12 protein-coding genes are annotated in these 13,997 nt (G+C 37.5%); 6 read left to right on the forward strand and 6 right to left on the reverse strand.

Going from position 1 to position 13,997, the window contains the following annotated elements; genetic code table 11:
• Positions 1 to 219: 219 nt before the first annotated feature.
• The gene (locus NG809_RS10655) at positions 220 to 927 is read left to right on the forward strand and encodes a LytR/AlgR family response regulator transcription factor (protein ID WP_262150496.1); all 708 of its coding nucleotides are present in this window, start codon (positions 220 to 222) and stop codon (positions 925 to 927) included.
• Here the strand turns inward: NG809_RS10655 and NG809_RS10660 are convergent.
• Complete coding sequence (locus NG809_RS10660; protein WP_262150498.1) at positions 907 to 2,910, reverse strand: tetratricopeptide repeat-containing sensor histidine kinase; 2,004 nt, start codon at positions 2,908 to 2,910, stop codon at positions 907 to 909. The genes NG809_RS10655 and NG809_RS10660 overlap by 21 nt on opposite strands.
• Before the next feature lie 149 nt (positions 2,911 to 3,059).
• On the opposite strand from NG809_RS10660, the gene NG809_RS10665 reads away from it, so the two are divergent.
• From NG809_RS10665 to NG809_RS10675, 3 genes are read left to right on the forward strand one after another with little or no spacing between them, the layout of a single operon-like run.
• Positions 3,060 to 3,539 (forward strand): T9SS type A sorting domain-containing protein, encoded by a 480-nt coding sequence (locus NG809_RS10665; RefSeq protein WP_262150500.1) that lies wholly within the window; start codon positions 3,060 to 3,062, stop codon positions 3,537 to 3,539.
• A gap of 4 nt (positions 3,540 to 3,543) precedes the next feature.
• The gene (locus NG809_RS10670; RefSeq protein WP_262150502.1) at positions 3,544 to 6,063 is read left to right on the forward strand and encodes a beta strand repeat-containing protein; all 2,520 of its coding nucleotides are present in this window, start codon (positions 3,544 to 3,546) and stop codon (positions 6,061 to 6,063) included.
• Positions 6,064 to 6,069: 6 nt separating this feature from the next.
• A complete protein-coding gene (locus NG809_RS10675; RefSeq protein WP_262150504.1) occupies positions 6,070 to 6,489 on the forward strand; it encodes a hypothetical protein in 420 nt (139 codons plus the stop codon).
• Between the two features lie 89 nt (positions 6,490 to 6,578).
• Here NG809_RS10675 and NG809_RS10680 read toward each other — a convergent pair whose 3' ends face one another.
• Complete coding sequence (locus NG809_RS10680) at positions 6,579 to 7,013, reverse strand: META domain-containing protein (RefSeq protein WP_262150506.1); 435 nt, start codon at positions 7,011 to 7,013, stop codon at positions 6,579 to 6,581.
• 85 nt (positions 7,014 to 7,098) lie between these two features.
• Here NG809_RS10680 and NG809_RS10685 point away from each other — a divergent pair, with 85 nt between their 5' ends.
• Both NG809_RS10685 and NG809_RS10690 read left to right on the forward strand, forming a co-directional pair.
• Positions 7,099 to 9,297, forward strand: a complete 2,199-nt coding sequence (locus NG809_RS10685) for a S46 family peptidase (RefSeq protein ID WP_262150507.1) — start codon at positions 7,099 to 7,101, stop codon at positions 9,295 to 9,297.
• A 122-nt stretch (positions 9,298 to 9,419) separates the two neighbouring features.
• Positions 9,420 to 10,265 (forward strand): hypothetical protein, encoded by an 846-nt coding sequence (locus tag NG809_RS10690; protein ID WP_262150509.1) that lies wholly within the window; start codon positions 9,420 to 9,422, stop codon positions 10,263 to 10,265.
• A gap of 188 nt (positions 10,266 to 10,453) precedes the next feature.
• On the opposite strand, the gene NG809_RS10695 is transcribed toward NG809_RS10690, so the two are convergent.
• The 4 genes from NG809_RS10695 to scpA form a co-directional block, all read right to left on the reverse strand.
• Positions 10,454 to 10,957, reverse strand: a complete 504-nt coding sequence (locus NG809_RS10695) for a hypothetical protein (RefSeq protein WP_262150511.1) — start codon at positions 10,955 to 10,957, stop codon at positions 10,454 to 10,456.
• Between the two features lie 75 nt (positions 10,958 to 11,032).
• Entirely contained in the window at positions 11,033 to 11,314 is a 282-nt protein-coding gene (locus NG809_RS10700) for a type II toxin-antitoxin system RelE/ParE family toxin (RefSeq protein ID WP_262150513.1), read from the reverse strand.
• Positions 11,311 to 11,559: a hypothetical protein gene (locus NG809_RS10705; RefSeq protein WP_262150515.1), complete on the reverse strand. Its 249-nt coding sequence runs from the start codon at positions 11,557 to 11,559 to the stop codon at positions 11,311 to 11,313. The genes NG809_RS10700 and NG809_RS10705 overlap by 4 nt, the downstream gene beginning before the upstream one ends.
• A 52-nt stretch (positions 11,560 to 11,611) precedes the next feature.
• Positions 11,612 to 13,729, reverse strand: coding sequence for a methylmalonyl-CoA mutase (scpA, locus tag NG809_RS10710; RefSeq protein WP_262150516.1), 2,118 nt, complete (start codon positions 13,727 to 13,729; stop codon positions 11,612 to 11,614).
• Positions 13,730 to 13,997 lie beyond the last annotated feature (268 nt).

The raw sequence follows: 13,997 nt of genomic DNA on the forward strand, positions 1-13,997 counted from the left end.
TATAATTTATAAGATTTACAAGATACCATTTTTTATCTTTAGATGCAAAAAAGAGTCCGTAAAATAGGGAATCGTTCGGGATTGAAGCTTTTTTTCGTATTAAGACGGGTTATTAAATTATCATCAAATTGATTGTATTTAAATAAAAATTTCGTCATTTATTGACTATCTTTAATTTTTAAATTCTTTTCAGTTAAAATTATTCACACCTCAACTGCGATGAAAAGGGAAATCAAATGCATTATTGTAGAAGACGACGAGCTCGACAGACTGGTTCTGAAACAGCACCTGAAAGGTTATAAAAATATCATCGTTGAAGGAGTTTTCGGGTCTGCTGAAGAAGCGGTTTCTGCAATTTCCTCTGAAACAGATGTTCTTATACTCGATATCGACCTGCCAGGAATAACGGGAATTGAGCTCAGAAAAATCTGCAAAAACGTTCCTGCCTGTATTTTTATCAGTTCACATCCTGAATATGCCATTGATACTTTTGAACTGGATACTTTGGATTTTATTTCCAAGCCTTTGAAAGCCGCCCGTTTCGACTACGCCATGCAAAAGCTTACAGATTTTTTTGAAATGAAAGAAAAATCTGAAGGTTTTGATGCTTTGATTGGTGAAAATACCGTCAAAATAAAAGACGGAAACGAAATTTTTCAGATCAGGATCAGTGATATTCTGTATTTTGAGGCCCTGAAAGATTACACGAGAATTATCACGGCTGATAAAAAGCACTGTATTTTAGATTCTATCGGAAATCTTTTACAGAAGGAGCATTTCAGCAATTTCGTAAGAATTCACAGGAGTTTTGCCATTCCGAAACATCACATCAGAAAAAAATCGGCGCATGAGGTTGAGATTGTTCAGCAAATTAAACTTCCGATTGGCAGGGCTTTTAAAGCTAATTTAGATTTTTTTAATCCTTAACGAAATTTCACTTCCGCTACCGGTTTCAGAATGTACCTCGAGTGAAATGCCGATCGCTTTGCTCATGTCTCTGATGAGGTGCAATCCAAGTCCTTTTTTAATTCCGACCGCAACAGTATCATCAAAAAGCGCTTTAAATTTTTCCTGAGACGCACCTTTTCCGTTGTCTGAAATGGTAAGGCAGACATATTCTGGGTTTTCCACGGCTTTCCAGCTGATTGTTTTCCTGTCCTGTTTTTCTTCCAGCACTTTTACGGCGTTGTTGGTGAGATTTCGGGTGATGGTTTTGAGGTATTCAAAATCGGTTTTAACAGTTAGATTCTCCGGAAAATCAAATTCAAAAATGATATCTTCCGTCCATGTGAAATTGTTTTTGATGTCGTCAAAAATTTCTTTCACTTCAATTTTGGTAATCTCCGGCGAAAAATGATCCATCTGGCCTTTACTCCATAGCAGAAGGTCTTCCATTTGCTGAAGAAGTTTTTCTGAGGCGTCGATGGTTTTGTTTTCCAAACGCAAACGGGTTTCGGCATCCATCATCTCGGGAGCGTCTTTCTGCAGGTGTAAAAAATGAATCAGCCCCGCAACCGGACTGCGAAGGTCGTGATTTAAAATTCCGAAAAATTTAATTTTAGTTTTATTGGCGGTTTCAAGTTCTTTATTAAGTCTCGTAAGTCTGTCGCTGTTTTTCTTACTTTGTCTGTACATAAAGAAAAGGAGAATTACAATGATGAAAAAGGAGGCTAAACCCAGAAGATAAAGCCATTTTTCTCTTTCTTTATTTTTAATGACCAGCTTGTTGAAGGCAATTTCCTTATTCTTTTGTTCAACCACTTTCATGCTTTCCAGCTTGGCCATCTCGTTTTTCCTGTCCTGTGAGTACACCGAATCTTTGATGCTGTAATATTCGTTGATGTTTTTAGCGTAGTTATCTATGTCTTTTGTAATCTTGTAAAGTTCAGACATGCCAAGATGATTAAACATTACCCATTGCTGATTGTTGTTTTTCTGAGCAATCTCTTTGCTGATTTTGAACTCCTGCATTGCTTTTTCGAGCAGTTCTTGTTTAGAAAAACCATGCTTTTTGCTGTAGACCGAAAAGTTTAGGTAAAAATCCATGTAAGAGAATCCCGTGTTGTAATGATTGGCTACCGACATATAATGATGAGGTGAAATTCTGTCCCAGATAGACTGTGCTTCCTTCTGCATTTGATAGCTTTTATCCACATTTGAAACATCAAGTAAAGACCAGTTGGTCAAAAGCCACGCACGGCCATATTCATTTTGATTTTCTTTAAAATACCTGTCTGCCAAAAGAAAATTTTTCTCTGCATTTTTAGTTTTGCCTAAACTCCTTTCCATCTCTGCCAAAACGCCGTAGCAGAATCCCAGTTCGTCAGAAGTTTTTGCCTGTTGGGCTGATTTAATGGCTTTATTAATGTTTTCGTAGGCTTTTTTCTCATCAGATTCATCAAGATAGAGAAAGGCGAGGCTTCGGTAAGCGCTGCTTACAATGCGGGAATTTTTACTTTTTTCTGCGAGATCAACAGCTTTAAGATAATTGGCAACAGCATTTTTATGGTCTGCTTTTAAGTGAAAAAGCCTGCCGTACATATAATAATTGTCGGCTAGAGAATAGTTGTCTTTGTTTTTGAGATTTATTTTTTCAGATTCCTTATTGTAACGTACACCGTCATTGATCTGATTTTTTTCGGTTGCGTAACTCACAAGTCCCAGCAGGACTTTCCCTTTTTTGCTTTGCCAGTTGTTTTTGGTAATGAGTTCGAGATTTTTTTTGGTGTAGATGAGACAGCTGTCAGGATTATAGGTTCTGTAGATATCAACGAGTTTCTGATGAATTTCAAATCTTTTTTCATCCGGAAGCTTTGTTAATAATGCTTTCTGATCATTGGCCGTCTTTGATGAACTCTGCGCAAAAAGGGCAAGAGGAACAAAAACAAATATGAACAGCCTGAATTTCATGGTGGTAGCTAGCTTGTGCCTAAGATACAAACATTTTATCTGTCATTTGTCGATTTTTTAGGTCGTTTATCTATTTTTTTGAAACCGACTGATATGCTGTGCTAATTTAGCCTCATCAAAACATGACCACAATCATAAAACTAATCACCATGAAAATTTTTTACTCACTAAAATTTGCTCCTATTCTGTTGTTCATTGGCACGGGTGTTCAGGCTCAGAAGGCTGTTCTGGTCACAGGATCAAATGCTTCAGGCGCTTCGGGATCTGTTTCCTACAGTGTCGGACAAGTCGATTTTAATCACAAAGGCAGCGGTCTGCCGATGATGGAGGGCGTGCAGCAAAGTTACGAGATCATCACGCTGGCAGTAAACAGTGCTGTTGCAAATACCGAAGGCATTAAACTTTATCCCAACCCTTTTCAGGATTTCATTTATCTGGATTTTCCCGTGAAGGATTATAAGGATGCTGAAATTCAGCTTTTCGATTCTTCCGGAAAACTTTTAAGAACAGAGAAAATTCAGAATTCAAAATCTGAATTTAATTTTTCTTCACTTCCTTCAGCGATGTATTTATTCAATATTGTAGAGAAGGGAAGAAGTATCAAATCATTCAAAATAATCAAAAAATAATACCATGAAAAAACTTTTACTATCAGCCGGGCTACTGCTTGGCTCCATTTGGATATCGGCTCAGGCTCCTGAAAAAATGAGCTATCAGGCTGTAATGAGAAATTCGGGAGGTCAACTTCTTCTAAATCAAAATATTGCTGTACGTGTAAGTGTTTTGCAAAGCACGCCAACAGGAACCGTTGTGTATTCTGAAAGACTTACGGGAACTACCAATGCCAACGGTTTGGTGAGTCTGGAAATCGGCTCGGGAACAGTTTTATCCGGAACATTTGCAGGTATCAACTGGGCTTCAGGAAATTATTATCTTAAAACAGAGACAGATCCATCGGGAGGAACGGCTTATTCCATAGCAGGTACAAGTCAGCTTTTAAGTGTTCCCTATGCAATGTATGCCAAAACAGCAGGGGGAACTTCCGGAGGCGGTTTAACCTTGCCTTATGCAGCAACTGTAAATAATGCAGCAACTCTGTTTTCTCTGACTAATGATGGTGACGGAACTTCTTTGGAAGGTGTAAATAACACTACAACATCAAGCATTGCCGCCGTTCGGGGTGTAGTAAACAGCACAGCTCCGGGAGGATTTTCTTCTGCGGTACGAGGTATCAATAATGGAACAGGAGGTTTGGGAATAGGAACATGGGGCTCACAAAATGGCAGCGGTTGGGGAGTTTATGGTGTAACGCCAAATGGTCTGGGAATTTATGGAAATTCCTCAGGTGCAGGAACTGGTGTGTATGCAAACAGCAATACCGGAACGGGACTTACTGCGACCAGCACAAACGGAATCGCGGCAAGTATTTCAATTTTTAATAATGCAAATAATAACAATGTTCTTAATGCCAATACATTAGGAAACGGAACGGTAGTCAATGTATCTACCACAGGTACAGGGGCTGGCGTTGTGAGTAATTCGGGATCAGGTTTTGCCATCCATGGAATTACTTCTGCGCAGACTTCTGCCGGTGTTATTGCCGATAATAACGGAGCGGGTGAAGCAGTAGTAGGTAGAAATACAAGTGACATCGCAGGAGCAGTAGTTGGTAGAAATGATGGTGGGGGCTATGGCGTAAGAGGTTTTGTCTCAGGAAATACCACAGGAACCAGCGTCGGAGTATTTGGGCAGGTAGGTCTTAATTCCGGGAAAGGTAGAGCCGGACGTTTTGTCAATACAAATACCAATAACGATAAAAATACTTTTGAGGTAGAATCAAACGGGGCTGGAAACATTCCGGATAACACATTAGGGAATGTTTCATCTTTTCTTAATACCAATACAAACAGCGTAAGTGCGGCAGTAAGAGGTGAAGTAAAAACAATCTTTGCAAACTTTGGTGCCGCAGGTATATTTGGAGTGTCGTCCGGAACCGGGGGATTTGGAGGTCTTTTTTATTCTTCCAATGCTACAGGAAACGGTGCCGCTTTGGTAGCTCTCACTGATGGAAACGGAAATGCTATCACAGCAAATGCCGGAAAAAACGGAAATGCAGTAGAAGCCAATATTGATGGCACAGGGCGCGCAATCTACGGTTGGACACCATCTTTCGGTCTGGGTAAAGCTGCAGAATTCAGACATTTTAATGCATCAAATACAAACGATGTGGTAACAGCTATAACAATTGGAAATGGAAATGCCGGAAACTTTAAAGTCGACAGAACATCAGGTACTTCTGCTGCTGTAAAAGGCGAAGTAAATTCGATATTTGCTAATTTCGGAACTGCCGGAATATACGGTATTTCATCAGGAACAGGAGGTTATGCCGGGCTGTTTCACGCTTCAAATCCAGCAGGTAATGGTCCTGCTTTAATAGCCATTGCTGATGGAAACGGAAATGGAGTGACAGCTAATGCGAGTGGTCTTGGAGATGGTGTAGAAGCAACGGCAGACGGAACAGGTTCAGCAATTTACGGATGGATTCCTAATTTTTCGAGCGGTCGTGCTGCAAGATTTACAAATTTTAATACAGGAAATACAAATCCTGTAATCACTGCAGAGCAGAGAAGCGGAGGGAACATTGCGTTATTCAGAGCGGGAAGCACACCTGCGAATGTTGCCAGAATTGATGCTACCGGAAAAGGTTTTTTCAACGGGGGAACTCAAAATAGCGGTGCCGATTTGGCGGAAGCATTCGATGTGGAAGGAAAAACTTCAGAATACGAACCGGGAGATATTCTTGTTATATCAACTGATACAGACAGAACAGTGGAGAAATCATCAAAACCATATTCAACTTTGGTGGCTGGAGTTTATGCTACAAAACCAGGTGTTCTTTTAACAGAAGAAAATATAGATTCTGAGTTGATAAGTAAGGTTCCAATGGGTGTAGTAGGTGTAATTCCTACAAAAGTCTGCCTGGAAGGTGGAAAAATCAAGAGAGGAGATTTTATTGTAACCTCTTCAAAATCCGGAATAGCAATGAAAGGCAATCCTAAAAAAGTGAAAATCGGACAGGTCATCGGAAAAGCCCTTCAGGACTACGATCAAAACGGAATCGGTAAAATTAAAGTATTGGTAAACATTAAATAAAATATTATGAAATCACTATATATCATCGCATTTTTGGCTTTAGGTTTAAATATTTACGCTCAGGAAAATAAAAAGTCCGGTGAAAATCTGACTCAGGAAGCAGAATCCTATAAAGAATCCAAAGCATTTGAGGCTAAAATGATGCAGGAGGCAAAAGATAATCAGAATAAAAAACCCTCTGTGACATTGGCTTCGGAACAGGGTCTATCTGAAAAGCAAAAATCTGCACCAACTGAAACTGTTCAGAATAATTCCGGCAAAATGGTGCCGGGTGATGCAAGTCTGGAAGAAATTTTAGCATCCATTCCGGGAAGAAAAGCAAGAAGATCTGAATTTAAAAGCACTTCTGCAAGTTCTTCTAACGGAGTAGTTATGACCGCGGAAATGACGGTTTACGACATTAAAAAAACGATTCCAAAAAAATAAAACTAAACACAAAAACTGATAACCATTTTCTTTTCATGAATAAGTCCGCCTTAAAAACGGACTTATTTTTATTTAAATTTCAATTAAAATTAATCCCAATCGGCTGCTACAAATTTCATTTGATTACCATCTTCATCAGACAAGATTAGAAAATGACCTTCAATCTGATAATTTTTCACTTTTTTAAATTCTTTAGAAAATTCATCTTCCAGTTTCATGTTTTCACAGGCCATTAAAGTAGAACCTAACCCTGAAATTTCTATTTTATTTTTGGATGTCATCTCAGCGGTAAAAAACATTCTGTTGCAGCCCATGAATGCACCACCCTGTATTTTTTTATCCTTAATTTCTGAGGTTAGATTGATTTCAGCTTTACTTTTAACCAATTCTTCTTTGGTGAAATTTTTAAAAGAGACCAGCATCCACTGTCTTTGGATTTGCTCATTTTTAATCTTTGCTGATGAGCAGTTTACCAGCAATCCCAAACATAAAAAGCCGATAAATATTGATATTGTCTTTTTCATTCGCTTCATATCTCCATTTTCATACCATTTAAAGGTTAAATAGCATAAAAATTAGTAAATTAGCCACACAAAAATTATTTAAAAAATGAAAAGAATATTTTTATTATTCACTTTCTTACTGAGTTTCGCTCAGATGAGAGCTGATGAAGGAATGTGGCTTCTGATGCTTGTCAAGAGACTTAATGGTGTTGATATGCAGAAAGAAGGTCTGCATCTTACTCCGGAAGAGATTTATTCTGTAAACAATTCAAGCCTTAAAGATGCTATTGTAAGCTTCGGAGGATTCTGTACAGGAGAAATCGTTTCAGACAGAGGTCTTATTTTTACTAATCACCACTGTGGTTATGGTGCTGTAGCTGCGGCTTCAACGCCTGCCAAAGATTATCTGAAAGATGGTTTTTGGGCAATGAAAGACAAAGACGAGTTTAATGCTAAAGATCTATACGTAAGATTTTTGGTGAGAATGGATGATGCTACGCAAAGAATCAATTCAAAATTAAACAACAATATGTCTGCTGCTGAGAGAAAAGCAGTAATTGATGCTGAAAGCAAAGCAATTCAGACAGAAAATTCAGAAAATGGAAAATATACAGTTGTAGTAAGAGATTTCTTCAACGGAAATGAGTTTTATTATTTTGTATATCAGGATTATAAAGACATCAGATTGGTGGGTGCACCACCTTCATCTTTAGGTAAATTTGGTGGAGATACAGACAACTGGGAATGGCCAAGACATACTGCAGACTTTACGGTTTTCAGAGTATATGCTGATGCCGCAGGTAATCCTGCAGAATTTTCTCCAAGCAACGTTCCTTTAAAGCCTAAGCATTCGCTTCCGGTTTCTTTGAAGGGAATTAAGCCTGGTGATTTCTCAATGATCTTAGGATATCCAGGTAGAACAAACCGTTACCTTACTTCTTACGGTATTGATCAGATGGTGAATAAAGACTATCCGGCTTGGGTAGCTGCTTCAAAACTGGCGATGGATGTAATGAAGAAGTACATGGATAAAGACAAAACCACACAGTTGGCTTACGCTTCTCAGTACGCTTCAGTAGCAAATTACTGGAAAAACAGACAGGGAACAATTGATGCCGTAATCAAAAACGGAACAATTACAGACAAGCAAAATGTAGAAAATACATTCAGAACATGGGCAGTGCAGCCTGCAAATATCGAGAATGAAATGGTTTTAGATGAAATTAAAACCTATTACAAACAGACTTCAGACAGAAATGTTGAGAGAAACTATGCTTCTCTTTTAACAAGAAATTCAAAATATTTCTCAGTAGCACTTCAGCTTTCAAGTTTACTGAACAGCTATGCAGCACAGGATTTGGCCGGAAGAGTGGCTATGAAACCAAAAGTTGAAGATGCAATCAAGCAGACTTATGAAAGCATCAACACCCAACTTGAGGGCGAAATGATGAATTCTATGGTAAATCTTTATCAGACAAAAGTAAAAGCAGATGTTGCATCGCCTACATTAATGGCTCTTGATGCCAAAAATCTTTCAAACATTGCATTTTCTTCGATTTTTGCCAATAAAACTTCAGCTACCAACTTCCTTTTGAATCCTGATCGTGTAAAATTGGATGCAGACCCTTTATTGAAAATTGCAAGAGGAATTATGGCAGATCAAAAAGCTTCAGCTGAGAGATTTGTGAAAATTGATGATAATTTTGCAAAGAACAACAGACTTTTCTTAGCTGGATTAATGAAGGCTATGCCTGAGAAAAAATTCTATCCGGATGCCAACTCTACAATGAGACTTACTTACGGACAGATCGATACATTGCCATTGAGAGACGACAGAAACTACTTCGGAGTTACTGACAACTATTACACTACAATGGAAGGTTTAGTAGGAAAGTACAAGCCGAAGGATGAAGAATTTGATCTTCCTCAAAGAGTTCTGGCACTTCAGGGAGCAAAAGATTACGGAATGTATGCTGACAAAGCGGGTTATCTTCCAGTAAACTTCCTTTCAAACAACGATATTACAGGTGGAAACTCTGGTTCTCCGGTAATCGATGGTGACGGAAACCTAATCGGAATCGCATTCGACGGAAACAGCGAAGCGTTAAGCGGAGACATCGTTTTCGAAAAAGAATGGCAGAAAACCATCAGCGTAGACGTTCGTTTTGTACTTTGGACAATCGATAAGTACGCAGGTGCAAGAAGAATCGTAGACGAGCTGAAATTAGTAAAGGACGAAAACACTCCTGCAGATACAGGAAAGTCTAAAGTTCCAACTAAGGCTCCTGTGAAAAAGAAAAAGTAATTTTTCTCAAATATATTTTAAAACCGTAGAAATTTTTCTGCGGTTTTTTTATTTTTGAATTTTAGGAGAATGTAATTTTAACTCTAATGAAAATTTAGAAAAAGTTCCAAAGTGTTTATTTTATGAAACATATTTTACTGATTTTATTGACCTTATTTTTTGTCAAAGGTTACTCTCAGAATGATAAAAGTTTTTCAGATAAGGTTAAAAACAAAACACTTAAGACACAGATTAAAAATCATGAGGCGATTTCCAAAGAAATCATACAAATCTTTGACGCCGATAAAACCGCACGTAAATATGCAAATGCAATGACCGATAAAAATGCGATGGAATTCAGAAAATTATATGATATGAAAGATGATCAGAATCTTGTGATTGAACAGTATGTTTTGAGCATTGAAGATTCTGTAAAACTAAAATTGTATGATCAAAATGAACTTTTATACCAAAAGTTTTTGGAGTATTCTTTGAATTTTAATTATATAGAAAAATTAAGTAAAGAGGACGAGAAAATACAGAAGCAATTCTATCGTGAAAACCTCAATTATATTGATAGTCGATATACTGAATACTTTGAAAAGATAAGAAAGAATGAAACTAAATACCAAAAAATCAGATCCCAAACCTATAATTTTAAATATCCTCAACTTATAAAATGCGAAGGAGATTTAGATCTGAAAAAATGTTTTTCCACTATTTTTAAAACTGAGATTGAAAATAATTATGTGGTTGAAGATTACATTATTGATAATTATGAAGGGATTATCAAAACTAATATCCTTTTAAGAATTACAAAAGATGGTACATATGAGCCTTTAGAAATAGCATTTTCTTCTCACAAGTTCTTTTTGGATATGACTGCTCTGGACATTGCAGATGATTTGTTTAAAGATAAAAAAATTGCTATGCCAAATGATAAAGATTTTAATATTGAAATTCCATTAATCTTTAACTTCGAAGACTGAAATTGACTTTTTTAAAATATTCACAAGAACTCCTTGTCTGCGGATCATTTGTGTGATTTCCCTGAATTATATATTTGATTGATGAAAAGGAAATTTTACTCCAATTCATATAGAAGAAACTTACGAGAAACTTCAATGCATAAAAAGGATGGTAGTGAGCCATCCTTTTGCTTTTTTTTAGTGGTCCTTTAATCTTTAGAACCTAAATTATCCATTCTGTCATCCATGCCCTGTTCCGGCGTGGTTGAATAATTTCTTTCTGAACCAAGGAAGTATAAATTGTGTTTTGCCTTGGCAATAATTCCTCGTTCCACATCCTCTGGAATGTCATCTGCAACACCTTTTCTGATAGTTTCTCCTTCTCTCTGTTTAATGATTTCGATGGCACCTTTTCCGTCTAAAATAGATTTTGCTTTTTGGGCTTCATCGTAACTGTTGGTGTACAGAACAATCGTGGTGTTTCCTCTGCTTTTTTTGCTGTAGGCATCAAGCATCTCGGTGTCATTGGCAAACATGTGGTCCCAAAAATGTCTCGTATTTTCGTCATCTTCAAGATCATTTGCAGAATCAGCATCTACTTTGGATTTCGAAACGATGATATTATCATCTGAAAATCCCTCACTCCTTAATTGCGATTTTACTTCCTCGGTATCTGTAGCCGGCGGAAATACTGAAATTACTGTATAAGCCATAATATTTTGTTTTTGGTTATGGCTTTAAATGCAAATGGTGTGCAATTTACAGTCTAATGAAATGTTAAATTGATTTCAATACTGATTTAACGATCTGCTGTTAACAATTGTCACAATATAAATAATGTTATTTTCAAATAAGTAAATTAAGGCATTATTTTTATCTACAAAGCATTTTCTGAGGTTCAGAATTTTAGATTTTGGAAAAATTGAGGTATATCCTGAAATATTGTCTGTAAGAATACTGATTTTAGATTTAAAGTTTTTAACCTCTCTTAAACTCCAGTTTTCAAATAAATAATCGACTGTCTTTCTGAGATTTCGTTTTGCTAAATCCGACCAGACAACCTTAGTCATTTTTTTCTGGATTTAATGTATTCTGAAATCTCATCCATCACAGACTCATGAGAATGGATACGACCGTTATTTATGTCATCAAGTCCCTGCTCATTGCTGTTTTTTTCTTCTTCAGATAAATTTTCTGCCCAATCTTTTTCTTTTTTAAAGAGTAAATAATCCACAAAATCCGACAGTTCATCCGACAGATAATCCGGAATCTGTTTTATTTTATCCGAAATAGTTTTGTGCGTAATTGCTTCCATTTTGCTTGAAATTAGAAATAAATTTACAAAAATTATTAATTTCGTCTTGAATTTAATCTAAAAACCTCTTCAAAATATCCACCGCACATTTCGGTAAATTCGTTCCCGGGCCAAAAATAAAATCAGCACCATTGGCATACAGATATTCATAATCCTGCTTTGGAATTACACCACCAACAACAATCGTTATATCTTCTGCTCCCAGTTTTTTCAGCTGTTCAACAACCTGCGGCACCAAAGTTTTGTGACCAGCAGCCAGCGAAGAAACACCCAAAATGTGAATGTCATTTTCCACAGCCTGCTTCGCCACTTCTTCCGGAGTCTGGAACAAAGGTGCGACATCCACGTCAAATCCCATGTCGGCAAAGGCAGTTGCAACTACTTTTGCACCGCGGTCATGACCGTCCTGACCCATTTTTGCCACCATAATTCTCGGTCGGCGGCCTTCCTCTTCTTCAAATTTTTGGGTAAGCTCAAGGGCTTTTCCAAAGTATTCGTTTTTACCTGCATTCATAGCGTAAACTCCCTGTATGGTTCTGATGTTGGCTTTGTAACGTCCGAAAGTTTCTTCCATGGCATCGCTCATTTCGCCCAAAGTCACTCTTCTGCGTGCCGCCTCGATGCATAATGCCAAAAGATTTCCGTTTCCGGTTTTTGCAGATTCACGGATTTCATTTAAAATTTGCTCAACCGCTTCCGCGTTTCTATTTAATTTTATAGATTCAAGTCTTTCAATTTGCTTGCGGCGAACTTCGGAATTATCGATATCTAAAATCTCAAGTTGCATCTGTTTTAAATTTGATTTAAAAGAGTTGACCCCGATTATAAATTCTTCTCCACTATCGATTTTAGACTGCTTTATCGCTGAAGCTTCTTCAATTCTCATCTTTGGAATTCCCGCTTCGATGGCTTTCGTCATTCCGCCCTCTTTTTCCACCTCATCAATGAATTTCATGGCTTCTTCAATCATTTGCTGAGTCATGGCTTCCACCAGATTACTACCGCCCATCGGATCTACGACATCGCAGATTCCGCTTTCCTGCTGGAGAATAATCTGAGTATTTCTCGCAATTTTCGCCGAATAATCTGTAGGTAGTGCAATGGCTTCATCCAAAGCATTTGTATGTAACGACTGTGTTCCACCTAAAGCTGAAGACAAAGCTTCAATGGCAGTTCTTGTGATATTGTTAAATGGTTCCTGCTCTGTCAAAGACCAACCCGAAGTCTGAGAATGCGTTCTTAAAGCTAAAGATTTTGGATTTTGAGGGTTGAATTGCTTCAACAAGGTTGCCCAAATGTATCTCGCAGCACGCATTTTTGCAATTTCCATGAAGTGATTCATTCCGATTGCCCAGAAAAAGGATAGCCTTGGGGCGAAATCGTCGACATTCATTCCTGCCTTTATACCGGTTCGCACATATTCCAAACCGTCAGCTAAAGTGTAAGCCATTTCCAAAACCGGCGTGGCTCCGGCTTCCTGCATGTGGTAACCTGAGATGGAAATTGAATTGAATTTCGGAATATTTTTAGAGGTGTATTCAAAAATATCAGCAATGATTTTCATGGAAGGTGTTGGCGGATAAATGTAGGTATTTCGCACCATAAATTCCTTTAAAATATCATTCTGAATGGTTCCTGAAAGTTGAGCCTGAGAAACGCCCTGTTCTTCAGCAGCGATAATATAAAAAGACAAAATTGGCAAAACTGCACCATTCATCGTCATCGAAACTGAGATTTCATCCAAAGGAATTTCATTAAATAAAATCTTCATATCCTCAACAGAATCGATTGCTACACCGGCTTTTCCCACATCGCCAACTACTCTTGCGTGATCTGAATCATAACCACGATGTGTTGCCAAATCGAAAGCTACTGAAAGGCCTTTTTGTCCGGCTGCCAGATTTCTTCTGTAAAAAGCATTGGATTCTTCAGCTGTTGAAAATCCGGCGTACTGACGGACAGTCCACGGTTTCTGAACATACATTGTGGAGTACGGACCTCGCAAAAAGGGCGCAATACCGGGAGAAGAGTCGCTGATGGTTTTGTCTTTAATATCTTCTGAAGTGTATTTTGACTTCAATTCAAGTCCGTCTTTCTCGAACTGATAAACTTCCAAATGCTTTTCTGATATGGTAAATTGGGGATTTTTATTTTGAATTTCCCTTCTCATGAGTTATGATTTAAGATTTTAAAAGTAAGCATTTTTGGATTAATGTTTTAGTGCTGATTTTCAATGTAAAAGAATAATTTTAAACACATCAGTCACAGAGAATTTTTAAAATAATTCCGCAGAATAGAACACATTAGTCTTTGAAAATCTTTGATTTTCGTATGTGTTCTAAATATTTTTAAACAATAGAAAATGTAATGTGACTGATGTATCAAATAAAAAGCGACTTTGCATTGTTACAAAACCGCTTTTGAATTTGAATATTTGA

This window comes from Chryseobacterium foetidum (assembly GCF_025457425.1).
Classification (GTDB): Bacteria; Bacteroidota; Bacteroidia; order Flavobacteriales; family Weeksellaceae; genus Chryseobacterium; species Chryseobacterium foetidum.